The sequence below is a fragment of the Streptomyces sp. NPDC098781 genome, assembly GCF_044759995.1.
Classification (GTDB): domain Bacteria; phylum Actinomycetota; class Actinomycetes; order Streptomycetales; family Streptomycetaceae; genus Streptomyces.
Genome location: NZ_JBIWAK010000007.1, coordinates 64,817 through 90,302, shown reverse-complemented (window position 1 = coordinate 90,302; position 25,486 = coordinate 64,817). Strand labels below are relative to the sequence as shown.

General features: G+C 71.2%; 23 protein-coding genes and 1 riboswitch. Of the genes, 16 read left to right on the top strand and 7 right to left on the bottom strand.

The genetic code is table 11. The features are described 5' to 3' along the window. Positions 1-2: 2 nt before the first annotated feature. Positions 3-1,706 (top strand): flavin monoamine oxidase family protein, encoded by a 1,704-nt coding sequence (locus ACIQWG_RS27395; RefSeq protein WP_404100520.1) that lies wholly within the window; start codon positions 3-5, stop codon positions 1,704-1,706. On the opposite strand, the gene ACIQWG_RS27390 is transcribed toward ACIQWG_RS27395, so the two are convergent. Next, positions 1,703-2,632: an LLM class F420-dependent oxidoreductase gene (locus tag ACIQWG_RS27390; protein ID WP_404100518.1), complete on the bottom strand. Its 930-nt coding sequence runs from the start codon at positions 2,630-2,632 to the stop codon at positions 1,703-1,705. The two genes, ACIQWG_RS27395 and ACIQWG_RS27390, sit on opposite strands and share 4 nt — an antisense overlap. 28 nt (positions 2,633-2,660) lie before the next feature. Beyond that, a complete protein-coding gene (locus ACIQWG_RS27385) occupies positions 2,661-3,344 on the bottom strand; it encodes a DUF5995 family protein (RefSeq protein WP_404100516.1) in 684 nt (227 codons plus the stop codon). Positions 3,345-3,516: 172 nt separating this feature from the next. On the opposite strand from ACIQWG_RS27385, the gene ACIQWG_RS27380 reads away from it, so the two are divergent. Continuing rightward, complete coding sequence (locus ACIQWG_RS27380) at positions 3,517-4,653, top strand: glycoside hydrolase family 6 protein (protein WP_404101139.1); 1,137 nt, start codon at positions 3,517-3,519, stop codon at positions 4,651-4,653. Here the strand turns inward: ACIQWG_RS27380 and ACIQWG_RS27375 are convergent. Further along, positions 4,635-6,026, bottom strand: a complete 1,392-nt coding sequence (locus ACIQWG_RS27375) for a uracil-xanthine permease family protein (protein WP_404100514.1) — start codon at positions 6,024-6,026, stop codon at positions 4,635-4,637. The genes ACIQWG_RS27380 and ACIQWG_RS27375 overlap by 19 nt on opposite strands. A gap of 144 nt (positions 6,027-6,170) precedes the next feature. Between ACIQWG_RS27375 and ACIQWG_RS27370 the strand changes: the two genes are divergently transcribed. Further along, positions 6,171-6,629, top strand: a complete 459-nt coding sequence (locus tag ACIQWG_RS27370; RefSeq protein WP_404100512.1) for an acyl-CoA thioesterase — start codon at positions 6,171-6,173, stop codon at positions 6,627-6,629. Here ACIQWG_RS27370 and ACIQWG_RS27365 read toward each other — a convergent pair. Then, positions 6,589-7,791 (bottom strand): MFS transporter, encoded by a 1,203-nt coding sequence (locus tag ACIQWG_RS27365; RefSeq protein ID WP_404100510.1) that lies wholly within the window; start codon positions 7,789-7,791, stop codon positions 6,589-6,591. The two genes, ACIQWG_RS27370 and ACIQWG_RS27365, sit on opposite strands and share 41 nt — an antisense overlap. Positions 7,792-7,929: 138 nt before the next feature. On the opposite strand from ACIQWG_RS27365, the gene ACIQWG_RS27360 reads away from it, so the two are divergent. Further along, positions 7,930-9,126: an ROK family transcriptional regulator gene (locus ACIQWG_RS27360; protein WP_404100508.1), complete on the top strand. Its 1,197-nt coding sequence runs from the start codon at positions 7,930-7,932 to the stop codon at positions 9,124-9,126. A gap of 40 nt (positions 9,127-9,166) precedes the next feature. Here the strand turns inward: ACIQWG_RS27360 and ACIQWG_RS27355 are convergent, their stop codons facing one another. Continuing rightward, positions 9,167-9,916 (bottom strand): SDR family oxidoreductase, encoded by a 750-nt coding sequence (locus tag ACIQWG_RS27355; protein ID WP_404100506.1) that lies wholly within the window; start codon positions 9,914-9,916, stop codon positions 9,167-9,169. A 442-nt stretch (positions 9,917-10,358) separates the two neighbouring features. Then, positions 10,359-10,489, top strand: a riboswitch (FMN riboswitch). Between the two features lie 146 nt (positions 10,490-10,635). Between ACIQWG_RS27355 and ACIQWG_RS27350 the strand changes: the two genes are divergently transcribed. From ACIQWG_RS27350 to ACIQWG_RS27310, 9 genes are all read left to right on the top strand, one after another. Continuing rightward, complete coding sequence (locus ACIQWG_RS27350; protein ID WP_404100504.1) at positions 10,636-11,253, top strand: riboflavin synthase; 618 nt, start codon at positions 10,636-10,638, stop codon at positions 11,251-11,253. Further along, on the top strand, positions 11,250-11,891 hold the full coding sequence (locus ACIQWG_RS27345) for a nicotinamide riboside transporter PnuC (RefSeq protein WP_404100502.1): 642 nt from the start codon (positions 11,250-11,252) through the stop codon (positions 11,889-11,891). The genes ACIQWG_RS27350 and ACIQWG_RS27345 overlap by 4 nt, the downstream gene beginning before the upstream one ends. Next, positions 11,888-13,246 carry a bifunctional 3,4-dihydroxy-2-butanone-4-phosphate synthase/GTP cyclohydrolase II gene (locus ACIQWG_RS27340; protein ID WP_404100500.1) on the top strand — a complete coding sequence of 453 codons (1,359 nt, stop codon included), beginning with the start codon at positions 11,888-11,890 and terminating at the stop codon, positions 13,244-13,246. The genes ACIQWG_RS27345 and ACIQWG_RS27340 overlap by 4 nt, the downstream gene beginning before the upstream one ends. Positions 13,247-13,271: 25 nt before the next feature. Continuing rightward, positions 13,272-13,757 carry a 6,7-dimethyl-8-ribityllumazine synthase gene (gene ribH, locus ACIQWG_RS27335; RefSeq protein WP_389343396.1) on the top strand — a complete coding sequence of 162 codons (486 nt, stop codon included), beginning with the start codon at positions 13,272-13,274 and terminating at the stop codon, positions 13,755-13,757. Between the two features lie 34 nt (positions 13,758-13,791). Further along, positions 13,792-14,064, top strand: coding sequence for a phosphoribosyl-ATP diphosphatase (locus ACIQWG_RS27330; protein ID WP_037701316.1), 273 nt, complete (start codon positions 13,792-13,794; stop codon positions 14,062-14,064). 51 nt (positions 14,065-14,115) lie between these two features. Further along, the gene (gene hisG / locus ACIQWG_RS27325; RefSeq protein ID WP_404100498.1) at positions 14,116-14,967 is read left to right on the top strand and encodes an ATP phosphoribosyltransferase; all 852 of its coding nucleotides are present in this window, start codon (positions 14,116-14,118) and stop codon (positions 14,965-14,967) included. A gap of 10 nt (positions 14,968-14,977) precedes the next feature. Beyond that, a complete protein-coding gene (locus ACIQWG_RS27320; RefSeq protein WP_404100496.1) occupies positions 14,978-15,433 on the top strand; it encodes a PH domain-containing protein in 456 nt (151 codons plus the stop codon). 202 nt (positions 15,434-15,635) lie between these two features. After that, a complete protein-coding gene (locus ACIQWG_RS27315; RefSeq protein WP_404100494.1) occupies positions 15,636-16,961 on the top strand; it encodes a hemolysin family protein in 1,326 nt (441 codons plus the stop codon). Further along, positions 16,958-18,046 (top strand): hemolysin family protein, encoded by a 1,089-nt coding sequence (locus ACIQWG_RS27310; RefSeq protein WP_404100492.1) that lies wholly within the window; start codon positions 16,958-16,960, stop codon positions 18,044-18,046. The genes ACIQWG_RS27315 and ACIQWG_RS27310 overlap by 4 nt, the downstream gene beginning before the upstream one ends. 106 nt (positions 18,047-18,152) lie before the next feature. Here ACIQWG_RS27310 and ACIQWG_RS27305 read toward each other — a convergent pair whose 3' ends face one another. Next, a complete protein-coding gene (locus ACIQWG_RS27305; RefSeq protein WP_404101138.1) occupies positions 18,153-20,018 on the bottom strand; it encodes an AAA family ATPase in 1,866 nt (621 codons plus the stop codon). 438 nt (positions 20,019-20,456) lie between these two features. Then, entirely contained in the window at positions 20,457-21,077 is a 621-nt protein-coding gene (locus ACIQWG_RS27300) for a uridine kinase (RefSeq protein ID WP_404101137.1), read from the bottom strand. 311 nt (positions 21,078-21,388) lie between these two features. Here ACIQWG_RS27300 and ACIQWG_RS27295 point away from each other — a divergent pair, with 311 nt between their 5' ends. The 3 genes from ACIQWG_RS27295 to ACIQWG_RS27285 all read left to right on the top strand — a co-directional run bounded on the left by ACIQWG_RS27295 (position 21,389) and on the right by ACIQWG_RS27285 (position 25,483). Then, positions 21,389-22,342 (top strand): hypothetical protein, encoded by a 954-nt coding sequence (locus ACIQWG_RS27295; RefSeq protein ID WP_404100490.1) that lies wholly within the window; start codon positions 21,389-21,391, stop codon positions 22,340-22,342. Positions 22,343-22,379: 37 nt separating this feature from the next. After that, positions 22,380-23,921 carry an amino acid permease gene (locus tag ACIQWG_RS27290; protein WP_404100488.1) on the top strand — a complete coding sequence of 514 codons (1,542 nt, stop codon included), beginning with the start codon at positions 22,380-22,382 and terminating at the stop codon, positions 23,919-23,921. Positions 23,922-24,139: 218 nt separating this feature from the next. Then, a complete protein-coding gene (locus ACIQWG_RS27285) occupies positions 24,140-25,483 on the top strand; it encodes a peptidase C39 family protein (protein WP_404100486.1) in 1,344 nt (447 codons plus the stop codon). The last annotated feature ends 3 nt before the right edge of the window (positions 25,484-25,486 follow it).

Here is a 25,486-nt window from a genome sequence, read left to right as displayed (position 1 = left end):
CCATGACGTCCATGGTGCCCAACGCCGTCGAGCACGCCGACGAGCAGCAGCAGCCGCCGATCACCATGTTCGGCCCGGACTTCCCGTACGCCTACGACGACTTCCTCGCCCACCCCGCGGGGCTCGGTCAGATACCCGCGACCGAGCACGGCACCGAGGTCGCCGTCATCGGCGGCGGCCTGTCCGGCGTCATCGCCGCCTACGAGCTGATGAAGATGGGCCTCAAGCCGGTGGTGTACGAGGCCGACAAGATCGGCGGCCGACTGCGCACGGTCGGCTTCGACGGTCCCAGCACCGAGGGGCTGACCGCCGAGTTGGGCGCGATGCGCTTCCCGCCGTCCTCCACCGCCCTTCAGCACTACATCGACCTGGTGGACCTCAAGACCGAGCCGTTCCCCAACCCCCTTGCCGAGGCGACCCCCTCGACGGTCGTCGACCTCAAGGGCGAGAGCCACTACGCCGAGACGATCGACGATCTCCCGCAGGTCTACCGCGACGTCGCCGAGGCCTGGAACAAGTGCCTCGAAGAAGGCGCCGACTTCTCCGACATGAACCGGGCCATGCGCGAGCGGGACGTGCCGCGCATCCGGGAGATCTGGGCGAAGCTCGTCGAGAAGCTCGACAACCAGACCTTCTACGGCTTCCTCTGCGACTCGGAGGCCTTCAAGTCCTTCCGGCACCGCGAGATCTTCGGCCAGGTCGGGTTCGGCACCGGCGGCTGGGACACCGACTTCCCGAACTCCATCCTGGAGATCCTGCGCGTCGTCTACACCGAGGCCGACGACCACCACCGCGGCATCGTCGGCGGCTCCCAGCAGCTGCCGCTGCGGCTGTGGGAGCGTGAGCCGGAGAAGATCGTCCACTGGTCCTACGGCACCTCGCTGGCGTCCCTGCACGAGAACGGCGAGCCCCGCCCGGCCGTGACCCGGCTGCACCGCGCCGCGGGCAACCGGATCACCGTGACCGACGCGAACGGCGACATCCGTACCTACCAGGCGGCGATCTTCACCGCCCAGTCCTGGATGCTGCTGTCGAAGATCGCCTGCGACGACTCGCTCTTCCCGATCGACCACTGGACCGCGATCGAGCGCACCCACTACATGGAGTCCTCGAAGCTGTTCGTGCCCGTCGACCGGCCGTTCTGGCTGGACAAGGACGAGGAGACCGGCCGGGACGTCATGTCGATGACGCTCACCGACCGGATGACCCGCGGCACCTACCTCCTGGACGACGGCCCGGACAAGCCCGCCGTCATCTGCCTCTCGTACACCTGGTGCGACGACAGCCTGAAGTGGCTGCCGCTGTCCGCGAACGAGCGGATGGAGGTCATGCTGAAGTCGCTCGGCGAGATCTACCCGAAGGTCGACATCAGGAAGCACATCATCGGCAACCCGGTGACCGTCTCCTGGGAGAACGAGCCCTACTTCATGGGCGCGTTCAAGGCCAACCTGCCCGGCCACTACCGCTACCAGCGCCGCCTGTTCACGCACTTCATGCAGGACCGGCTGCCCGAGGACAAGCGGGCCATCTTCCTCGCCGGCGACGACATCTCCTGGACTGCCGGCTGGGCCGAGGGCGCCGTCCAGACCGCGCTGAACGCGGTCTGGGGCGTGATGCACCACCTCGGCGGGGCGACCGACGCGAGCAACCCCGGGCCGGGTGACGTGTACGACGAGATCGCGCCGGTCGAACTGCCGGAGGACTAGAGCCCGGCGGCCCGCACCTTCTCGTACACCTCCGCGGCGACGTCCTTGAGTTCCTGGGCGTCCCGAGCCTGGCCCTGGAGCTCGAAGAAGAACTCGTCGAGCCCCTCCACGACGTGAGCGGCCAGGTCCTCGACGATCTGGTCGACGCTGCCCTGGAACGGGGAGCGGTCGGCGCCGTCGTACGCCTTGGCGGTGGCCACCGCGTTGACCCGGACCACCGTCTCGATCGGCGCGGTGCGTCCGCGCTCGGCCGCGAGGTCCTGCAACTGCCGCCACTGCGTGGCCAGTTGCTCGGCCCCCATGGCGATCGGCATCCAGCCGTCGAGGCGGTCGACGAGCCGGGTCATCGCCTTCTTGCTGTTGGTCGGCACCAGGATCGGGATCGGCCGCGCGGGCTTGGGCGCGACGACGGCCGACGCGATCTTGGAGTGGCGGCCCTCGTAACTCACCGGGTCCGGTCCCCACAGCCCGCGGCACACGTCGATGACCTCGTCCAGGATCTTTCCCCGCTCCTCGAAGGGGGCGATGCCCGCGGCCGCGTACTCGTCGAGTGACCACCCGGTGCCGAATCCCGCCACGACCCGCCCGCCGCTCGCCGCGTCCAGTGTGGCCAGGGACTTGGCCAGCTGGAACGGGTTGTGCAGCGGGGCCACCAGGACGCTGGTGCCGAGCCGGGCCCGCTCGGTGGCCGTCACCGCGAGGGTGAGCGTCACCAGGGGCTCGGGGACGCCGCGGTACATGTCGGGCCACGCCAGCCCTTCGACGCCGTACAGGCCCTGGGTCGCGGGTTCGGGGAACAGGGCCCGCTCGTAGACCCAGAGGCTCTCGTAGCCGATCTGCTCGGCGGTGCGCGCGACGTCGGGGACGTCACGGCCGATGTCGTACTGCTGAGCCTGGGGGAGGCTGAGCCCCAGTCTGATGGTCATGAGTGCGCTCCTTCTGTGAGGGTTCGATTCAGTCCGGCAGTGGCGTGAGCAGCATGCGTCCCGCGAAACCCACCGCCGCGTCCAGCCGCGCGGTGAACTCCTCGGCGAGGTCCGGGAGTCGGCGCAGCGCCCACAGCGCCCGCGCCGCCGACCAGGTGGCGTCCCGGGCGCGCTCCAGGCTCCAGGAGCCGAGCAGATGGGTGAGCGGGTCGGCGATCTGGAGCAGATCGGGGCCCGGCATCAGATCTTCGCGGATGCGCTCCTCCAGCGAGACGAGGAGATCACCCACTCGGTCGAACTCGTCCTCCAGATCGACGGGTTCGCAGCCGAGGCTACGACAGGCGTCCACCACGGCGAGCGCCAGATCGTGGCCGATGTGCGCGTTGATGCCCGCCAGCGCGAACTGCAACGGTCGTACGCCCGGATGCCGGCGCATCTGGAAAAGGGGGCGCCAGCACGCGGGCGGACGGCGCTCCTCGTCGGCCGCCACCGCCGCGAGATAGCGCTCCGCGAACCGCACGTCCAGCGTGATCGCCGCCCGCGCGTCCGGGAACCGGCCGCCGTCGATGTGCCGGTCGACCGCCTCGGTGACGGCGAGGTAGACGCGGTTGAAGACGGCGACGCCGTCGTGTTCGGGCAGGGTCGCGTCGAGGGCGCGCATACGGAGGACGACCGCGTCCACGGTTGTGGTGAGTTGTTCGCATTGCGCCATGGGGGCAATGTCCCAGCTTTACGCTGGCGGAGTTGTCGGCGGGCCCGGCGCTTCCCCAGAACGGGGGAACCGGCTCGCTGTGGGGGAGGGGAGCAGGACCGTGCCAGGCTCACGTGCCCGGCGGCTGGCCGTACGCAGGGCCGAGCGCAGGAGGGCCGCCCGGCGGGGCGCCATGGTCATGGCGGCCTCGGTCGTGATCGCCGTCGGCGCGGCGACGGGCCTGCTGTCCGCGTTCGACGACACGAGGGGCGGCGCCGACGAGGCCCGCCCGCCGGAGGTGACGCGTTCGCCGAGCCTGCGGTACCTGCCGGTCGTGCCGTCCGCTTCCCCGTCGGCCACGAAGTCCGCCTCGCCGGAGTCCGCTTCGCCGAAGCCGACTCCGCGGCGGACCACATCTACGCCCTCGCCGCCGATGACCGAGAGGAAACAGCAGCCGACCGTGGTGTCCTCCCGCCTCTACCGCCATCCCGACTCCCAGGTGCTGGACTGGGTCCGCGACCACCCCGCCGACCCGCGCCACACCCTCATCCGGTCCAGGATCGCCGCCCAGCCGGCCGCCGTGTGGTTCGCCGACTTCACGCCGGACACCATCACCGACCGGGTCCGCGCGGTCACCTCGGGCGGGTCGGCGCTGGGGCGGGTGCCGGTGGTCGTGCCGTACGCCGTGCCGGACCGGGACTGCGGCGGGTACTCCGAGGGCGGGGCGCCCAGCCTCGACGCGTACGACGCGTGGATCGACCGCTTCGCCGCCGGGCTCGGCTCCGGCGACGTCATCGTCGTCCTGGAGCCCGACTCCGTCGCCCAGTCCGAGTGCCTCTCCGCCGGGGCGCGTGCCGACCGCTTCGCCTCGCTCGCCCGTGCGGGCCGCGTCCTCAAGGAGGCCAACCCCAGGGCGCGCGTCTACTACGACGCCGGGCACTCCGGCTGGAACGCGCCCGCCAAGCAGGCGCAGTGGCTGAAGCAGGCCGGCGCCGCCTCGGCCGCGTCCTCCGACGGGGTCTTCAGCAACGTCTCCAACTTCCATGCCACCGCCGACGAGATCGCCTACGACCGCCAGGTCCTAGACGCCCTCGGTGGCCCGCCCGGCCTGGGTGCCGTCATCGACACCAGCCGCAACGGCGCCGGCCCCCCGGCCGACGGCGAGTGGTGCGACCCGGCGGGCCGCAAGCTGGGCCGGGCGCCGACGCTCGCCACGGGGGAGGCACGCATCGACGCCTATCTGTGGGTGAAGCTGCCGGGGGAGTCGGACGGCTGCAAGGGTAGGCCGGGGACCTTCACGGCGTCGTACGCCTACGACTTGGCGCGCTGAGAGCCGTCGTCGTAGGTCGACGTCCCCTCGTCGAGCAGCGGCTCCGACGTCTTGAGGTGGGCCGGGGCGAACGCTCGCAGCGCGTGGTAGCCGGTGATGACGACGAGGGTGCCCAGCGCGATGCCGCTCAGCTCGAAGCTGTCCGTGAACTCCATCGTCACGTTGCCGACGCCGATGATGATGCCTGCCGCGGCCGGCACCAGGTTGAGCGGATTGCGCAGGTCCACCTCGGCGTTGATCCAGATCTGCGCGCCCAGCAGGCCGATCATGCCGTACAGGATGACGGTGATGCCGCCGAGTACGCCGCCGGGGATGGCGGCCACGACCGCGCCGAACTTGGGGCAGACGCCGAAGAGCAGCGCGAAACCGGCGGCGGCCCAGTAGGCGGCGGTGGAGTAGACGCGGGTCGCGGCCATCACGCCGATGTTCTCGGAGTACGTGGTGTTGGGCGGGCCGCCCACCGCCGTGGAGAGCACCGAGGCGGCGCCGTCCGCGGCGATGGCAGTGCCGAGCTTGTCGTCCAGGTTGTCGCCGGTCATCTCGCCGACCGCCTTCACATGCCCGGCGTTCTCGGCGACCAGGGCGATCACGACGGGGAGCGCGACGAGGATCGCCGACCACTGGAAGGACGGTCCGTGCAGGTCCGGCAGCCCGACCCAGTCGGCCTTGCCGACGCCGGAGAGGTCGAGCCGCCAGTGGTCCGTGAGCTTGCCGCTCGCGTCCACCGAGTGGATCTTGCCGAAGATCCGGTCGAGGGCCCAGGAGACGCCATAGCCGAAGACCAGGCCCAGGAAGATCGCGATCCGGGACCAGAAGCCGCGCAGACAGACCACCGCCAGACCGGTGAACAGCATCACCAGCAACGCCGTCCACTGGTCCTGCGGCCAGTACGTCGAGGCCGTCACCGGCGCGAGGTTGAAGCCGATCAGCATGACGACCGCGCCGGTGACGATCGGCGGCATCGTGGCGTGGATGATCCGCGCCCCGAAACGCCGTACGGCGAGTCCGACCAGGAACAGCACGGCGCCGACGACGAGGACCGCGCCGGTCACAGTGGCGCTCGAACCGCCGTCGGCCCGGATGACCGCCGCGACACCCACGAAGGAGAGCGAGCAGCCGAGGTAGCTCGGGACCCGCCCCCGCGTGGCGAGCAGGAAGAGGACCGTGGCGACGCCCGACATCATGATCGCCAGATTGGGGTCCAGCCCCATCAGCACCGGCGCCACGAAGGAGGCGCCGAACATCGCCACCACGTGCTGGGCGCCGAGCCCGAACGTGCGGGGCCAGGAGAGCCGTTCGTCGGGGCGGACGACCGCTCCGGGCGCCGGCGTGCGTCCGTCGCCGTGCAGTTTCCAGCGGACGCCGAGATCCATGGTGCGGTTTCGCTTTCGTCGTGCGGTGCGGGTCCGGACCATTGTCAGGTACGTCGCAGATGGCGCCGACCCACCCCGGGTCGAACATACTGAGCGACCGCTTAGAATGGGACCAGTCCACTCGTACGTCCCAGGAGCCCGCACGTGACCGCCGAAGCCCCCCTCGCGCCCGCCCTGTCCTACGGCCGGCTCGTCCCCGTCACCGTTCACTTCGACGACCTGGACGCCCTCGGGCTGCTGCACAACGCCCGCTACCCGCTGATGGTCGAGCGGGCCTGGGCCGAGTTGTGGCAGGAGCACGGCTTCCGCTTCGAGGGCGACTGGGTGGCGGCCGGCGACGCCTGCAACGCGGTCAAGGAACTGCGCATCAGCTACGAGGCCCCGGTCACCAGCCCCGGCGGCTACGCCGTCCACCTCTGGCTGGAGCGGCTCGGCACCACCGGTCTGACCTACGGCTTCCGGTTCTGCTCGGCCGACGGCGCGGTGACCTACGCCCACGGCGCCCGGGTCCTGGTACGGCTGGACGCCGGGACGCTGCGCCCGGCGCCGTGGAGCGAGGGCTTCAGGGCCGCGGGTCGGGAACTGCTGCGTCCGGCCGGCTGACCTTCGGGCGGTCCCGGTCGCCGGCGCGCAGCACGCCCGCGAAGACGGCGAGCCCGGAGGCCAGCACGGTGACCAGGCAGAAGGACACCACCAGGCTGGTGACCTGGGCGAGCCCGCCGATCGCGCTGGGGGCGACCAGCCCCGAGGTGTAGGTGATCGTCGCGACACCCGCTATGGCGAGGGAGGGGTTGGGGCCGCTGCGGCCCGCCGCGGCGAAGCACAGCGGTACGACCACCGCGATGCCCAGACCCAGCAGCGCGAACCCGGTCATCGCCACGGCCGGCGAGTCCGTCACGACGATGAGCAGCCCGCCGAGCGTGGCGAGGAAACCGCCGGACCGGACCGTGCGCACGGCACCGTAGCGGTCCACCACCTTGTCACCGGCGATTCGGGCCACCGCCATGGTGAGCGTGAACCCGGTGGTGCAGGCGGCCGCGAGGCCGGCCGAGGTGTTCAGCTGGTCCCGCAGATACACCGCCGACCAGTCCAGGCTCGCGCCCTCCGCGAAGACCGCGCAGAACCCGACCGCGCCGATGAGCAACGCCGACCTGGGCGGCAGCGCGAACCGCGGCGGCGGCTCCTCGTCCTCGGCCGGCTGGAGGTCGAGCACCCACTGGCAGGCCACCAGGCCGAGCACGGTGAGGGCAGCGGCCGCGAGCGCGTGGTGCACCCGGGCGTCGGCCCCCAGGTGCGCGGCGAGCGTGCCGGCCGCCGAGCCGATCAGGGCGCCCGCGCTCCACATGCCGTGCAGACCCGACATGATCGACCGGCCCAGCCGCGTCTCGACCTCGACGCCGAGCGCGTTCATCGCCACGTCCGACATGCCCGCCGTGGCGCCGTACACGAACAGGGCCAGACACAGGGTCAGCAGATTCGGGGCGAGGGAGGGCAGGATCAGGGCGAGCGTCCACATCGCGATCAGCCCGCGCAGCGCGTTCCGGGCGCCGAAGCGGTGGGTGATGCTGCCGGCCAGCGGCATCGCCACCGACGCGCCGAGCGCCGGGAAGGCGAGCGCGAGCCCCAACTGGCCGGCGCTGACCCCGGCATGGTCCTGAATCCACGGCACGCGCGTCGCGAAGGAGCCGGTGACGGCGCCGTGCACGGCGAACACGGCGGCCACGGCATACCGGGCCCGCCTGACCTCGCGCAGGTCGTAGACCATCCCACCCATTGTGCGACCCCTCCCGGTCCTCGCTCTGTGCTCGGGTCGGCCGTAAACTATCAGGAACCCTGCCTGATAGATAGAGTGCCTTCCGGGCCGTCCCGCCGCACGGCCCCGCCGATCTGGAAGGATCCCGGCATGCCCGCATCCCCGAGCACCGCCCGGGCCATCAACGACCGGCTCGCCCTGCGCCTGCTCCAGCAGGAGGGCCCGTTGACGGCGGGGCAGTTGAAGCAGCTGACCGGACTGTCCAGGCCCACCGTCGCCGACCTGGTCGAGCGCCTCACGGACGCCGGCCTGATAGCGGTCGTCGGCGAGGCCGGCGAGCAGCGCCGGGGACCCAACGCCAAGCTGTACGGCATCGTCGCCGACCGCGCCCACCTCGCCGCGCTGGACGTCCGTACCGAGGGCGTCTCGGTGGTCGTGTCCGACCTGGTCGGGGCGGTGCTCGCCGCGGCGTCGGTGCCGATCCGCGGCGACAACGGGACGGGGCCCGCCGTGGAGCAGGCGGTGGGGCTGGTGGAACGGGTCGTCAAGGAGGCGGGCGCCGACCGGCTGCACACGGTGGGCATAGGAGCCCCGGGCCTGATCGACCCGGCGAGCGGCGAGCTGCGCGACTCGACCGGCCTGCCGGAATGGCATCGCCGCCTGGTCGCGACCCTTCAGGAACGGCTCCCCGAGGCCCGTGTCAGCGTCGAGAACGAGACCAACCTCGCCGCCCTGGCCGAACAGCGCGACGGCGTGGCCCAGGACCGGGACACCTTCGTCCTGCTGTGGCTGGGCCACGGCACGGGTGCGGCCGTGGTCCTCGACGGCGCCCTGCGTCGCGGTGCCTCCGGCGGGACCGGCGAGATCGGCTTCCTGCCCGTGCCGGGCACGGCCGGGCTGCCGTCGGCGGTGGACTGCGAGGGCGGCTTCCATTCGCTCGCGGGCTCGGCGGCGATCGTGGAGCTGGCGGCGGCGCACGGACTGACCGCGGGGACCCGGGAGGTGCGCGAGCCGGTCGCGGCGGGCGTTGTCCGACGGGCCCGGACCGAAGCGGCACACGGCTCCGCCGCCGACCATTTCCTCGACGCCCTCGCCGACCGCCTCGCCATCGGCGTCGCCTCCGTGGTCGCCGTCCTCGACCCCGGTTGCGTGGTGCTCGGCGGCGAGGTCGGGCAGGCCGGTGGCGAGGTGCTGGCCGCGCGGGTGGAGGAGCGGATCCGGCGGATGTCGCCGCTGGCCACGGTGGTTCGGCCGAGCGGCCTGGGTGGCGGCGCGGTCCTGCGCGGGGCACTGCTCACCGCCCGCGACGCCGCGCAGGACGAGCTGTTCGCACCGGCGGACCACTGATCGCCGGGGCGTACGGCGGCCTCGGCGCCGCCCCGCCCCGTCAGCTGCTGCCGGCCCGCCGGCGAGTCAGGTACTCCTCGAACGTCCCCTTGCCGACCGCGTGCTCCGGGGCCAGATGCCCGCCCGCGCGGAAGGCCCGGTACGTCTTGCCGCGCAGTGGCACGTGCAGCACGGGCCGCCTGCGGCCGGTCGCCTTGAGGTAGGCGCGCGCTAGCGAGTCGAAGGTCCGCACCTCCGGGCCGCCCATGTCCTCGACCCGTCCGGCCGGGGCCGCCACGGCCAGTTCGGCGAGCCGGTCCGCGACCTCCGCCACCTCGACGGGCTGGTCCTTCGCACCGGCCGGCAGCAGCATGACCGGCAGCTTCGCCATCGTCCCCAACACCTGGACGACCAGGTCATGGAACTGGGTCGCCCGCAGTACCGTCCAGCCCAGGCCCGACTCCTCGACGAGCCCTTCGACGGCGAGCTTGGCCTTGTAGTAGCCGAGCGGCACGCGGTCGACGCCGACGATGGAGATGTAGACCAGATGCCGTACGCCCGCCCTGCGCGCGGCCGCGATCAGACGCCCCGCCGCCTGCTCGTCACCGCCGCTCGGCGAGCTGGCGCAGTGCACGACCGTCTCCACGCCCGCCAAGGCGGCGTCCAGACCAGGGCCGCCCTTGCGCAGATCGACCGCATACGGCTGGGCGTGCCGGCTGAGCACCCGTACCTCGTGCCCGCCCGTGCGCAGCCGCTCCGTGACGAGCCGGCCGAGTGTGCCGGTGCCGCCGGTCACCAGGATCGTGGTCATGCTGGTCAGCCCCTTCGGACGCGGGCGCTCCGGATCGGCGCGCTCCTCGCGGGCCGGGACCGAGTACCCCTGCCGGAACAGGTCCGCGGCGCCCCCATCATGACCACCTTGGGGGACCGGGCCGCCGGACGCGGGATTGGGGGACCCGGCGGCGGGCAAGGGCCGTCGTCACCGCCGCCGGGCCGTCTGCGTGCCCCTGGCTCACTCGAAGAGTTCCCAGCGGGCGAGGGGGTTCCCGTACCGTCGTCAGCTGCGCCGACCATAGAGAGGACTAGACCATAGCGTCAATAGGTATGGACCAATCTCAAGGTCGTTCCGAGATGCGGGAGTTGGGCGGCCGAGGGCGGTCGTGGAAGTCCAGCGCGTCGGCCTGTGAGGCACCACACAGGACTCGCCTGCATGGACGTCGATCAGGCGTGGCACACTGGCCCTGTACCAGAAGCAGCGCACTCCGGGGTCGGTGAAAGTCCGAACCGGCGGTTACAGTCCGCGACCCGGTCGCCTCCAGCGACCGGTTGACCAGGTGAAATTCCTGGACCGACGGTTAAAGTCCGGATGGGAGGCAGTGCGCGGCGGGCGGGCATTCGTGCGCGCCGCCGTACCGGTTCGTCCATGGGCGAGCCCTGTCCGGCGTCGTCCTCGGTGTCCCTGCTCGTACATTCTGTCGTCTTCGACAGGCCCCGGAGTCCGTGCCCCGATGTGGCAGGAGGACCCGGGAAGTGTTCACCGGAATCGTCGAAGAGCTGGGCGAGATCACCGCCGTCGAGACCCTCGACGACGCCTGTCGCTTCCGAGTGCGCGGCCCCGTCGTCACCGACGGCGCGCAGCACGGCGACTCGATCGCGGTCAACGGTGTCTGCCTCACGGTCGTCGACCACGAGGGCGACGAGTTCACCGCCGACGTCATGGCCGAGACCCTGAACCGCTCCAGCCTGGGCGTCCTCACCGCCGGCTCCCGCGTCAACCTCGAACGCCCCACCGCCGTGGGCGCCCGCCTCGGCGGGCACATCGTGCAGGGACACGTCGACGGCACCGCCGAGGTGCTGGAGCGCAAGCCGTCCGACAACTGGGAGATCGTGAAGATCTCGCTCCCCGCGGACCTCTCCCGGTACGTCGTCGAGAAGGGCTCCATCACGGTCGACGGCATCAGCCTCACCGTGGTCGACGCCGGCCCCGACCACTTCACCGTCAGCCTGATCCCCACCACCCTCGCCCTGACCACGCTCGGCCTCAAGCAGCCCGGCGACCCGGTCAACCTCGAGGTCGACGTCATCGCCAAGTACGTCGAGCGGATGCTGGGCGACCGGCTCTCCTCGGAAGGGGCGGCGGCGCAGTGAACTCGCTGAACTCCGAGGCCTTCACCCTATTCGGCCAGCACATCCTCTGGTCGGACATGATCGGCAACCTCTTCGGCCTCGCCGCCCTCGCCCTCGGCTGGCGGCGCTCCATATGGACCTGGCCCGTGCAGTTCCTGGCCGGTCTGATCCTCTTCGGCGCCTTCTTCGGCCATCTCACCGGCAGCGCGGGCAAGCAGGCGGTCGTCATGGTCGTCGCGCTGTACGGCTGGTGGCAGTGGCAGCGCGGCAAGGGGGAGGCCGAGGACGGCCACATCAGCGTCCGGTTCGCCACCTGGCGCGAGCGCGGCGCGATGGTCGCCGCGGCCGCCGCCGGCACCGTCGCGGTGGCGCTGCTCTTCAAGGCGTACCCGACCCTGTCCTGGGACCCCTGGCCCGACGCCTACATCTTCGTCGGCACGGTCGTCGCCATGTACGCCCAGGCACGCGGCATGGTCGAGTTCTGGTTCGCCTGGCTGCTCGTCGACCTGGTCGGCGTCCCCCTCAACTTCGCCAACGGCTACGCCTTCTCCGGCTTCGTCTACGTCATCTACGGCGCACTCGTCCTGTGGGGCATGCGCGACTGGTGGCTGCGCTCCCGCAGGGACGCGCGGCCCGTCCTGGAAGGAGCGCCGGCATGACGACGGCACCGATCCTGTACCGCACCGAAGAAGTCGAGGACCTCACGCTCGACCCGATCGAGCAGGCCATCGCCGACATCGCGGCCGGCCGCCCGGTCGTGGTCGTCGACGACGAGGACCGGGAGAACGAGGGCGATCTCGTCATCGCCGCCGAGCACGCCACCCCCGAGATCGTCGCCTTCATGATGAGCGAGTGCCGCGGCCTGATCTGCGCGCCGATGGAACCGGCGGAGCTGGACCGGCTGGAACTGCCGCAGATGGTCGCGGACAACACCGAGTCGATGAAGACCGCCTTCACGGTCTCCGTGGACGCCTCCGCCGCGCACGGCGTGACCACCGGCATCTCGGCCTCCGACCGCTCGACCACGCTGCAACTGCTCGCCAGCGGCAAGGCCGAGCCGTCCGACCTGGTCCGCCCGGGCCACATCTTCCCGCTGCGCGCCAGGCCCGGCGGTGTCCTCGTACGCGACGGCCACACCGAGGCAGCCGTCGACCTCGCCCGGCTCGCGGGGCTGCGCCCGGCCGGTGCCATCGTCGAGATCGCCGGCGAGGACGGCGAGATGCTGCGGCTGCCCGAGCTGGTCCCGTTCGCCCGCAAGCACGGCCTGACGATCATCTCCATCGAGGACCTGATCGCCTACCGGCGCGGGGCCGAGCGGCCGGCGCCGGTCGAGCAGCGCACGGTCCGGAAGGAGGACCTCCGGGCCGAGCCCGTCGTCCGCCGCGAGGCCGAGGTCCAGCTGCCCACCGCCCACGGCGTCTTCACGGCGTACGGCTACCGCTCGACCGTCGACGGAGTCGAGCACGTCGCCCTCGTCCACGGCGAGATCGGCGACGGCGAGGACGTCGTCGTCCGCGTCCACTCCGAGTGCCTCACCGGCGACGTCTTCCACTCGCTGCGCTGCGACTGCGGCCCCCAGCTGGAGTCGTCGCTGGAGCGCATCCAGGCCGAGGGCCGCGGAGTCGTCGTCTACCTGCGCGGACACGAGGGCCGGGGCATCGGCCTGATGTCGAAGCTGCGCGCCTACGAACTCCAGGAGCGCGGCCGCGACACCCTCGACGCCAACCTCGAACTGGGCCTGCCCGCCGACGCCCGCGACTACGGTGTCGGCGCGCGGATCCTGTCCGACCTGGGCGTGCGCAGCGTGCGCCTGCTGACCAACAACCCCGACAAGACCGACGCGCTCCTCGCCCACGGTCTGAAGGTCACCGAACGGGAACCGATGCCCGTACAGGCCGGCGAGCACAATCTGACGTACCTGCGCACCAAGCGGGACCGGATGGGCCACGACCTGCCCTGGCTGGACCCGGCCCCCGAGGCGCCGGCCCCCCTGTCCACCTGCACCAACCAGTAACAGCACACCGAGGAGACGCAAGAACGTGAGCGGCAAGGGCGCACCGGAGCTGTCCGTACGCAATGTGGGCGACCTGCGGGTCGCGGTCATCGCGGCACAGTGGCACGAGAAGGTGATGGACGGACTGGTGGACGGCGCGCTGCGCGCCCTGCACGACCTGGGGATCGACGAGCCGACCCTGCTGAGGGTCCCCGGCAGCTGGGAACTCCCGGTGGTCGCGAAGGTCCTCGCGGGCCGTGGCTACGACGCGATCGTGGCCCTCGGCGTCGTCATCCGCGGTGGCACCCCGCACTTCGAGTACGTGTGCCAGGGCGTGACCCAGGGCCTGACCCAGGTCTCCGTCGAGACCGGCGTCCCCGTCGGCTTCGGCGTGCTGACCTGCGACACCGAGGAGCAGGCCCTGGACCGGGCCGGCATCGAGGGCTCCCACGAGGACAAGGGGCACGAGGCGGTGACGGCCGCCGTGGCCACGGCGGCGACCCTCCGCTCAGTATCCGAACCCTGGCGCTGACGAAAGGCGTATGTGGCATAGGCTGAGCGTCACCATGTCCAAGAAGACGTTCGAGGAGCTCTTCACCGAGCTCCAGCACAAGGCCGCCACCGGCGATCCCGCCACCTCCCGTACCGCCGAACTCGTCGAGAAGGGCGTCCACGCCATCGGCAAGAAGGTCGTCGAGGAGGCCGCCGAGGTCTGGATGGCCGCCGAGTACGAGGGCAAGGAAGCCGCCGCCGAGGAGATCTCGCAGCTGCTGTACCACGTCCAGGTGATGATGGTCGCCCGCGGCATCTCCCTGGACGACGTGTACGCCCACCTCTGAGCACCAGCAACCCAGCACACCCCGTAAGAGCGAACGAAGGAAGCCGACCTCATGCTGCGCATCGCCGTCCCCAACAAGGGTTCCCTGTCCGGCCCTGCGGCGGACATGCTGCATGAGGCCGGCTACCAGCAGCGGCGCGAGTCCAAGGAACTGCGGATCGTCGACCCGGAGAACGACGTCGAGTTCTTCTACCTCCGCCCCCGCGACATCGCCATCTACGTCGCCTCCGGCCAGCTCGACATCGGCATCACCGGCCGCGACCTGCTGATCGACTCCGCCGCCGACGCCGAGGAGATCCTGCCGCTCGGCTTCGCCCGCTCCACCTTCCGCTTCGCCACCAAGCCGGGCACCGTCGGCGACGACCTGGCGGACCTGAAGGGCAAGACGGTCGCCACCTCCTACGAGGGCATCGTCGCCAAGCACCTCGCCGACCACGGCATCGACGCCTCCGTCGTCCACCTCGACGGGGCCGTCGAGACCGCCATCCAGCTCGGTGTCGCCCAGGTCATCGCGGACGTCGTGGAGACCGGCACCTCGCTGCGCAACGCCGGACTGGAGGTCGTCGGCGAGCCGATCATGAAGTCCGAGGCCGTCGTCATCCGCCGGGTCGGCGCGGACGCCGAGGACTCCAAGGTGCAGCAGTTCCTGCGCCGCCTCCAGGGCGTCCTCGTGGCCCGGACGTACGTGATGATGGACTACGACTGCCGGGTCGAGCAGCTGGAGAAGGCCGTCGCCCTGACGCCCGGTCTGGAGTCCCCGACCGTCTCCCCGCTGCACAACGAAGGCTGGGTCGCCGTCCGAGCCATGGTGCCGGCGAAGGAGGCCCAGCGGATCATGGACGACCTGTACGACATCGGCGCCCGGGCCATCCTGACCACGGCCATCCACGCCTGCCGCCTCTGAGAGCACCGAGATGTCCGAACTTCCCGCTCTTCCCGTCACCTTCCGGCCGGGCCGCACCCGGGCGGTCCTGCTCACCGCCGGCGTCGCGATCTTCGTGGTCATCACGGCCGTCGCACTGCTGCTGGACAAGCTCGGCCCGGGGGAGCGCCTCAGCTTCATCGTCACCGGCGCCCTCATGTTCGGCGTGCTGGCCATGCTGGCGCGGGTCAAGGTCGTCGCCGACGAGGCCGGCGTCACTGTGGTGAACATCGCCACCAGGCGCCGGCTGGCATGGCCCGAGATCCTCCAGGTGAACCTCCGACCGGGTGACCCCTGGGTGTTCCTCAACCTCAGCGACGGCACCAGCCTGCCCGCGCTCGGCATCCAGCCGGGCATCGCCAAGCAGCGGGCCATCGCCGACGCGCGTGCCCTGCGGGCGCTCGCCGAGGCCCATGGCATCAGGGAGCCCGAGGGCCATGAGGGCTGACTCGGTACCGCTCGCCCTGCCGTAAACCGCGATGTCTTGATTAATCTGTTGGCGGAGGCGTTTTCGTGACGCCTCCGCCTCTGATGTTCCGCATGGCCCTCAGAGGCCCCCGACTACCCGAGGAGTGATTCCCTCCAGCGATGGACGGATCGTCCTGTAGTACCTGCGCCGCCCCCTCCCGACATACCGGGGCGGCCGCATCATGAGCATCCCCTTGCTGCTCCTGGCAGCCGCGTTCCTCCTGATTCTCGCCAACGGCTTCTTCGTGGCCGCCGAGTTCGGCCTGGTCACGGTCGAGGCGACGGACGCCGAGAAGGCCGCCGCGGAGGGCGACCGAAGGGCCCACCGGGTCGTCGAGTCGCTCAAGGAACTGTCCTTCCAGCTCTCCGGCACCCAGCTCGGCATCACCATCACCTCCCTCGTCGTCGGCATGCTCGCCGAGCCGGCGCTCGCGGAGCTGCTGGGCGGCCCCTTCACCGCGATCGGTGTCCCCGAGGGCGCGGTGTCCGGTGTCGCCGTGGTCGTCGGCATGCTGCTGGCCTCGGCCGTGCAGATGGTGATCGGCGAACTCGTGCCCAAGAACTGGGCGGTGTCCCGGCCGATGCAGGTCGCGCGTTTCGTCGCCGGCCCGCAGCACGCGTTCGCCCGGCTGTTCCGCCCGGTGATCGCCGGGCTGAACGCCGTCGCCAACCGTCTCGTCCGGTCGCTCGGCATCGAGCCCGCCGAGGAGCTGGCCTCCGCCCGCACCCCCGGCGAACTCGTCTCCCTGGCCCGGCACTCCGCCCAGGCAGGCGCCCTGGAACAGGACACCGCGGACCTGTTCGTACGGACCCTGTCGCTCGCCGAGCTGACCGCGCAGCATGTGATGACCCCGCGGGTCAAGGTCAGCGCACTCCAGTCGTCGGCGACGGCCGAGGACGTGGTCAACCTGACCCGTGCCACCGGTCTGTCCCGTTTCCCGGTCTACCGGGAGCGGATCGACGAGATCGTCGGCATGGTCCATCTGAAGGACGCCCTGGCGATCCGTTCGAGTGATCGTCTGCGCACCCCGGTCGGCCGTATCGCCCGTCCGGCGCTGCTCGTCCCCGAGACCCTGCCGGTCCAGCCCCTCCTCGCCCAGCTGCGCAGCGAGCAGCCCATCGCCGTCGTCGTCGACGAGTACGGCGGTACGGCCGGCGTGGTGACGCTGGAGGACATCGTCGAGGAGCTCGTCGGCGAGGTCCGCGACGAGCACGACGGGCTGGATCTGCCCGAACTCGCCGCCGCCCCGCCGGAGGACGGCAGGCCCACCTGGGACGCCGACGGCAGCTGCCGGGTCGACATCCTCCAGCGCATAGGACTCGACGTGCCCGAGGGGCCGTACGAGACCGTCGCCGGACTCGTGGCGGACCTGCTCGGACGCATTCCGGCCGTCGGTGACCGGGCGGAGCTGCCGGGCTGGCGGCTGTCGGTGCGCCGGGTCGGCCACTACCGCGCCGAGCGTGTACGGCTGGTGCGGACCGGGGCCGTGGTGGAGGTCGCCCGATGAGCGTGCTCCAACTCGTCTTCGCCGCGCTGCTGGTGCTGGCCAACGGATTCTTCGTCGGTGCCGAGTTCGCTCTCGTCTCGGTCCGCCGCAGCCAGATCGAGCCGCTGGGCACGGCACGGTCCCGCCAGGTCCTGTACGGCCTGGAGCGGCTGCCGCAGATGATGGCGGCGGCCCAGTTCGGCATCACCGTGTGCTCGCTGACGCTGGGCGCGGTCGCCGAGCCGACGGTGGCGCATCTCCTGGAGCCGGTGTTCGAGTGGATCCATCTGCCGGACGGCGTGATCCACCCGCTCACCTACGTCATCGCGCTCGCGGCCGTCGTCTTCTTCCACCTGGTCATCGGCGAGATGCTGCCGAAGAACCTGGCGATGGCTGCGCCGGAGAAGGTCGCGCTGTGGCTCAGCCCCGGGCTGGTCTACTTCGCCCGGTTCTGCAAGCCGATCACCGTGGCCCTCGGCGCAGTCGCCCGGGCCATCCTCAGGCTGTTCGGCGTCGAGCCCAAGGACGAGGTCGAGGCGGTGTTCACCAGCGAGCAGCTCAACCGGCTCGTGGAGGACTCCGGCCAGGCCGGTCTGCTCGACCCGGAGGAGCAGGAGCGTCTGGAGGACGCCCTGGAGCTGGGCTCGCGCCCGGTGACGGACGTGCTCCTGGGCCGCGAGTCCCTCGTGACGGTCAGCCCGTCGGTCACCCCCGGCCAGATCGTCGCGCTCACCGCCCGCACCGGGTACTCCCGCTTCCCGGTCGCGGCGGACAACGGCGCCTTCATGGGCTATCTGCACGTCAAGGACGTACTGGACCTGGAGGAATCGGAACGAGCCGTGCCGCAGCACGTCTGGCACCCGATGACGACCCTGCGTTCGGAACTCCCCCTGGACGACGCCCTCACGGTGATGCGCCGCGCCGCGACCCACCTGGCCCAGGTCGCCGACGCGTCCGGCAAGGTCCTGGGCCTGGTCGCCCTGGAGGACGTACTGGAGCTACTGGTGGGCGAGGTACGCGACCCGGCACACCGGGAACTCCCGGAGGTACGGGTCACGGCACCGCGGGTGAGCAGCGGGGAGCCCGAGGAGGTACTGGCGAGCTGAGGGCCGGCGCCGCCTGGGACCGGGGGTCCTGGGCGGCGCCGGGCTGTCGGCGGGTGAGTGACGGCGCGGTCCTGCGCGGGCCGCTTTTCACCCACTCCGTCGCCCCCTACATCGCCGACGGATCCTGCGGGGCCCGTCCCGACAGCACCTCGCCGTACGCCTGCATCAGGTCCGGGAGCCGGAGTGTCGACAAGTCGTCCCTTGTCAGCGCCCCGGGATAGGTCGTCAACCGAAGATCCCGGTACGCGCAGCTCTTCTCGTACAGCGTTCGCAGGAACCGGCCGTTGCCCAGCTCGTCGATCCAGCCCTGGTCGACCACGTGGCCGGCGATGGAACGCAGCTCCTCCAGTGCCTCCTCGTCCCACGCGTCCCCGTTCTCGGCGGCGAGCACCTCGCCGATCGAGGTCAGTTCGAGGGGGCGGTACGAGGGGAAGTCGACGCGGGTCGTGAAGCGCGAGGAGAGGCCGGGGTTCGCCGCCAGCAGGCGGTCCATGCCCTCGGGGTAGCCGGCGAGGATCACCACCAGGTGGTCCCGGTTGTCCTCGGCCCGCTTCAGCAGCACCTGAAGGGCCTCGTCGCCGTACGCGTCGCCCTTGCCGTAGCCGGTGTTGGAGAGGGAGTACGCCTCGTCCACGAACAGGACCCCGCCGAGCGCGGAGTCGATGAGCTCATTGGCCTTCACGGCCGTCTGGCCCAGATACTCGCCGACCAGGTCGGCGCGCTGGGCCTCCACGAGATGGTCGCCGCCGAGCAGCCCGAGGGCGTAGAAGACGCGGCCCAGGATGCGGGCCACCGTGGTCTTGCCGGTACCGGAGGGGCCGGAGAAGACGAAGTGCCGTTTCGGCGGCTGCACCGGCAGCCCCTGCCCCGCTCGCAGCCGGGCCATGTTCAACTGGGCGGACAGCGCCTTGACCTGGCGCTTGACGGGTTCGAGCCCCACCATGCGCTCGAGCTCGGCGAGCGCCTCCTCGAGTAACCGGGGGTCCGTCGGCCCGGCCGGCAGCGGCTGCGACGACACGGCCGTCTTCTCGCGCACCGCCGGATCCACCACCGACGGCAGCGGCCCTGTCGGCGGCAGATCGGGGTCGGACAACTTCAGGTCCCGCCCCTCGGTACCGAAGAGCGGGTCGAGCCCGTCGGGGCCGTCGGCCAGGTCCCCGCCGAACCCGGTGAGCGTGATCGCCGCGAGGTCGTTGGGGTCGTCGTAGCCGTCGCCTTCGGCGATGGCCGCGAGCCGGGCCGAGGTGTCCATGAAGGCGGGGTCGACGCGGTGCACCGCGCGGTAGAGCGGGAGGGCGGCGGCGGAGCGGCCGGTGCCCTCGTGCGCCCGGGCCAGCCAGTACCGCAGCTCCTTGCGCTGTGGCTGCTCGCTGCGGCACCGCATCAGCGCGGCCGACAGCAGGGGTTCGGCCTGGCCGTACATTTCCAGCCGTACCCGCGCCATGCCGCCGAACAGGCCGGCCTCGATACCGAGCAGCGCGTCGTCGAGCAGCGGATCGGTGTGCCGTACGAGCTGCTCCCAGTCCTTGACCAGATAGGCGCGGCAGGCGTGCAGGAAGCGGACCTGGTGGTCGGTGTCCACGGGTGGCAGCCCGGCCAGCGCCCGGTCCAGCTCGGGGACGTGCCGGCCGTCCAGCCAGTGCGAGGCGTGGGCGAGCAGCAGATCGCGCGGGCTCTCCAGCACCGGCTGCACCCACCAGCCCAGCCAGTACCAGGAGTTCAGGGTCCGCCGGTGCCGGGTGCGCTGTTCCCCGAAGCGGTCCCGGTGCCGGAACATCCGCAGCAGCGCGGTCGTCGTGTCCACGCGCAGCGCGTGCAGTCCGAGCCAGCCGTCGGCCATCCCCGGATCGATCCGTACCGCGGTGCGGAACTCCTCCTCCGCCTGCGGATACGCCCCCATCGTGTAGGCATCCACACCTCGCAGCCAGGCGAGGTCGGCCGGGGCCTCGGGGCCCTGCGTGCCGAAGTCCATCACGTCCCCCACAAACCGTGCCCCCGTCGGTTGGCCGGCCGCCCGCACGTCGGCCGCCGTGATCAGCTCGGTCGAACCGCCGTACCGCGGACCGGAGTTGCAGCGGTGCGCAGAGCGGCGGTCCGTAGGTCGCACCGAGGGCATCGTACCTGCGAGGGCATGGCCCGCCCCAGGGTGCCGCACCGGCCCATTGGCGAGGTGGGAGCAGATCAGGGGGAGTTCGGGCGGTGACCGAGGGTGAGCAAATCACGCCGCTCGGCGCCCGAAAAGAGAAGTGCGGGCAGAACGAAGCCCCCGATCACGGGGGAACAACCGGGGGCTTCGCGTCCTGGGGCGGTCTCGAATGACCGCACATTCAGAACGTAAGTCCTGTACGGCCCCCGGGTCAAGCCGAGTTGAGGCACTCCGGGAACTTGCCCGACAAGGCTCTTCACAAGTTCAGCACATTGCCGATGGGTCGTCACCGTGTGTGATGGACTGGTCCGGTCCAACTGTCCCGGCAGGCCCGGGAACCACCTCATATCCCTTGCCGCACTGCCGAACCAGAAGGTCGGCGAAGGGCCGGGAAGGGTCGCCGGCGAAGTGTTCTCGCTCCGCCCTGACCCACCCGTCCCAGAACTCCCGCTGCTCCTCCCCGTCCCGTGAGCGGCCCCGGGCCCAGGACTCCTCGCGCGGCAACTCCATCCACAGCAGTCGGGCGAGATGGGATCGCAGCGCACGGCGGCCGGCGCCGACGCCCTCGACGATCATCACCGGGGCGGGCGGCAGTGCGAGGGGCGGTCCGAAGTCGCGGGCCCGCCAGTCGTAGGGGGTGTAGCGGGCGGTGCGGCCGTGTGCGAGCGGTTCGATGACCTGGGTCCGCAGCCGCTCCGTCCACGCGAAGAGTTCGTCATGGCTGGCGATGTCGTCGAGGCGCAGCACCGGGGCGTCGCCCAGCGCCCGGGCCAACTGCCCGGCGAACGTGGACTTTCCGGAGCCGGCGTGTCCGTCGACGCCGATCAGACGGACCGGTCCGCAGGACGGGGGGAGCCGGCGGAGCCGGGAGGCGAGGTCGTGAATCGTTTTTCCTGAAGTGGGCCGGGGCGGTGGGCATATTTCGTTGGAACATTCTAGTAGCGGGCGAAAGCGGGTGGCGCGGCGGGACGGGGATGGGGATGAGAGCGAGACGGAAAAGGTGTCGCTTTGAACTAGCCGAAGGTTGTCCGCTGGGGCGGGCCGGCGGTTCTCCGCTCGAACTGCCCGCGGCTCGTCGCAATGCCGCCGAAAAACTCCGGCCACGCCAGTGAAATCCACGTTCCGGTTGAGGCCCACGCTGAGTAAGGTGCTGGTGCGCAACTGTGAGGTGACGTAACGGGGATGGGCTGGGACACATGGCCGCGGGCTTATTCGAAGGGCAGTATCTCTGGCATCCGGCGGCCGACGACCGTGTGCTGGCGAGCGTATGCGTCGATGTCCGGGCCGGGCGTTGGCTGAGCGCCCGCGACGCCCTGGCCGAAACCCGCGGTGACGTCGAACGCAGGGCCCACCGCTCCCTCGTGCTCGCCTCGGAGGCCGCCGACTCCGACCTCGTCGAGCGCTGGCAGGCCGAGGAACCCGGCCCGGAGGCGGCCCTGATGTGGGCGCGGGTGGCCGTGCTGCGGGCGCTGCGCGCGGCCGACGCACGCGACCCGCGGACCGAGGCGCTGGAGCGGATAGCGCTGGCCGCCTGCGAGCGTGCCACCGCGGCGGACCCCGCCGACCCGACGCCGTGGGTGGCCAAACTGGCCATGGCCCGGCTGCACCGGCTGAGCGACCAGGCCCCGCGCGGGCTGCTCACCGCATCGGCCGGGCCGTGGCGCCTGTTCGTCCACGTCCTCTCGTTCGACCCGTGGCACCGCGAGGCCCATCATCGCTTTCTGGCCTGCTTCTTCCCCCGGTACGGCGGCTCCGTCACCGCCGCCTGGGACGTCGCCGCCTTCCTCGGCCAGCGTGCCCCCGCCGACTCGCCGCTGCGCCTGCTCCCGCTTGTCGCCCTGGTCGAGTGCTACGACCCCACCCAGCTGCTCGCCGACCGGGTCTGGGAGCAGCCGCAGTGGCGCTCGACCGCGCTGTCGATCCACCACCACTGGCTGCCCACGGTGGCCGGCTACCCCTTCACTCCCGTCCTCGACCTGGCCTATCTCGCACATGCCCTGGTCATGGCCGGGTGCGAGCCGCAGGCGCACACCGTCTTCACGGCGATGGGGCCCTACGCCTCGCGCATGCCCTGGTCCGTCTTCGGCGACCCGGCCGAGCAGCTGTCCCGGGCGCGGCGCGCCTGCGGGCTGCCCGTACCGGCCGCCTGACGCACCACAACCCCCCACCGAGAGAGAGGTCCGGCCCGTGTCACAACGGTTATCCGCGCCGCGTGCCCGAGCACGCGGGGGAGCGGATCCGAGCGCACTGGACGACGACGCCACGCTGCACGCGATGGGTTATCCGAGAAAACTCACACGGCGCTTTCAGGCATTCGACAATTTCGCCATCTCATTCACCATCATCAACATCATCTCGGGAATTTTCTCGGGCTTCGGGTTCGGTCTGAACGCGGGCGGCCCGAGCATTCTCGTCTTCGGCTGGATCGGCGTATCGGTCATGGTGCTCTTCGTGGGAGCAGCAATGGCGGAAGTCGCCTCGGCCTATCCGACGAGCGGCGCGCTGTATTTCTCCGCCGGGAAACTCGCCAAACGGCACAAGGGAGCCTGGTCCTGGTACACCGGCTGGCTGAACTTCGTCGGCCAGGTGGGCGGCACGGCCGCCACCGGGTACGCCGCCGCCACCTTCGTCCAGGCCCTGATCGTCCTCCAGTGGCCCTCGTACCAGCCGAGCGGCCACCGCACGGTGCTGATCACCGCGCTGATCATCGTGTTGCAGGGGCTCGCCAACACCTACACGGTGCAGCTGGTCGCCGTCCTGAACCGGATCTCCGTGTGGTGGCTGCTCACCGGACTCGTGATCATCGTGACCGCCCTGATCGTGATTCCCGATCACCATCAGCCGGCCTCGTACGTCACGCATTTCGCGAACAACACCGGTTTCACGAGCGCGCTTTACGGCGGGATGCTCGGCCTGCTGGTGACCAGCTGGACCTTCACCGGCTTCGACGGCAGCTTCCACATGTCCGAGGAAACGGTCCGGGCGACGGTCAACGCCCCGAAGGGGATCACCAGGGCGATCGGTTACTCGGCTATCGCCGGGCTGCTGCTGATGCTGGCACTGGTCTACAGCATTCGTGACTACGACCGTGTGGCGAGCGCCGACGCCCCGCCCGTGCAGATCCTGATCGACGGGCTCGGCGTGGGCGGTGCGAAGGCGCTGCTGCTGATCGTGATCGGCGCGATGCTCTTCTGTGGTCTCGCCAACCTCACCAGCAACACCCGGCAGATCTTCGCCTTCTCCCGGGACGGCGCGATGCCCGGGTCGCGCTGGTGGCACTCGGTCTCGCCGCGCACCCGCACCCCCGTCAAGGCGGTCTGGCTGGCGGTCGGCTGCTCGCTGACGCTGGTGGTGCCCGGCTGGTGGTCGCACACGGCGTTCACGGCCATCGTCAGCGTCAACGTCGTGGGGCTCTTCCTCGCCTACGCCGTCCCGATCCTGCTGCGCCTGCGGCTCGGCGACGAGTTCCAGCCGGGGCCCTGGCATCTGGGCCGCTGGGGCAGGCCGGTCGGGATCGTCGCGGTGAGCTGGATCCTGCTCAGCAGTGTCCTGTTCATGCTGCCGCAGGCCTCGCCGGTCACCGCCACCTCGTTCAACTACGCGCCGGTCGCCCTGGCCGTCGTCCTGACCGTGGCCACGGTGTGGTGGTTCACCACGGCCCGCCGCCGCTTCCACGGCCCGGTGAGTTACGGCCGTCCGGACGAGGTCGCGGCGATGGACCTGGTCTGACGCACCTGGTCCGACGCGTCGTCAGTGGCCCCGGTGCACGCCGTCGAGGCGGTGGGCACCGGGGCCGCTGACGCCCCCTCTCACTCCAGTGGTCGACACCAATGTTCTTGGGCGCGCCAGGAACCGAAGTGCTGGCCGACAGTGACACCTGGGGCCATAGTTGGCGGACAGCCGTGCACAGGATCCGCCCGACTCGGACACCTGGGGGTCTTCCGCCCATGAGCAGAGCCGAACAGCCGTCCCGCAGAACCGTCCTCGCCGCCGCGGTCGCCGCGGCCGTCGCCGGTGGCGCGGGCCCCGCCGCCGCCGACGCCCCCGCCGACACCCCGGCGCGGACTGTCGACAACCGCGCCTGGACGACGTACGCCGACTGGCGCTGCGGCATCGCCGACGGCACCACCGCCGTCGCGGGCACCCGCCCCGGCATCGTGATCGGCACACCCGCGGGCACCACCGACTACACGGACCCGCACACCGGCCGCACCGCCCGCTGGGAGTACGCGACCTGGACCTCCCCCGTCCACCGGCTCGGCGTCCCCGCGACCGAGGTGATCGCCTCCTGGAACGCCCACACCCCGGCCGGCACCTGGCTCCAGATCGAACTGTCGGGGATCTACTCCGACGGCACCGAGACCCCCTGGTACGTGATGGGCCGCTGGGCGGCCGGCGACCAGGACATCCGGCGGACCTCGGTCGACGACCAGAGCGACGGCAGGAGCAGCGTCTGGACGGACACCTTCGCCATCGACGACCCGGCGAGCGGGCTGCGGCTCGCCTCGTACCGGCTGCGGCTGACCCTCTACCGCACGCCCGGCACGCAGAGCACCCCGCAGGTCTGGCGGGTCGGGGCGATGGGCTCCGACGTCCCCGACCGCTTCACCGTCCCGGCCTCCACCCCCGGCCTCGCCCAGGAGCTCGCGGTCCCGCGCTACTCGCAGGAGATCCACGTCGGCCAGTACCCCGAGTACGACAACGGCGGCGAAGCCTGGTGCAGCCCCACCTCCTCGCAGATGATCGTCGAGTACTGGGGCGGCCGGCTCACCCCCGAGCAGCTGGCCTGGGTCGACCCCTCCTTCGCCGACCCGCAGGTCTGCCACGCGGCCCGGTTCACCTTCGACCACCAGTACGACGGCTGCGGGAACTGGCCGTTCAACGCCGCCTACGCGGCCACCTTCGACGGCCTCCAGGGAGTCGTCACCCGCCTCGGCTCGCTCACCGACCTGGAGACACTGATCGCGGCCGGCATCCCGGCCATAACGTCCCAGTCCTTCCTGGAGGCGGAGCTCACCGGGGCCGGGTACGGCACCGCCGGTCATCTGATGACGGTCATAGGGTTCACCGCCGACGGCGACGTGATCGCCAACGACCCGAACTCACCGAGCAACGAGGCGGTGCGGCGCGTCTACCAGCGGCGCGAGTGGGAGAACATCTGGCTGCGGACCAAGCGGTACAACGCGAGCGGCAAGGTCGTCTCCGGCACCGGCGGCGTCTGCTACCTCTACTTCCCCGCTGATCCCACCCCGAGCCAGCGGGCCGCGCTCGCGGCGGTGGGGGTGCGCTGAGCC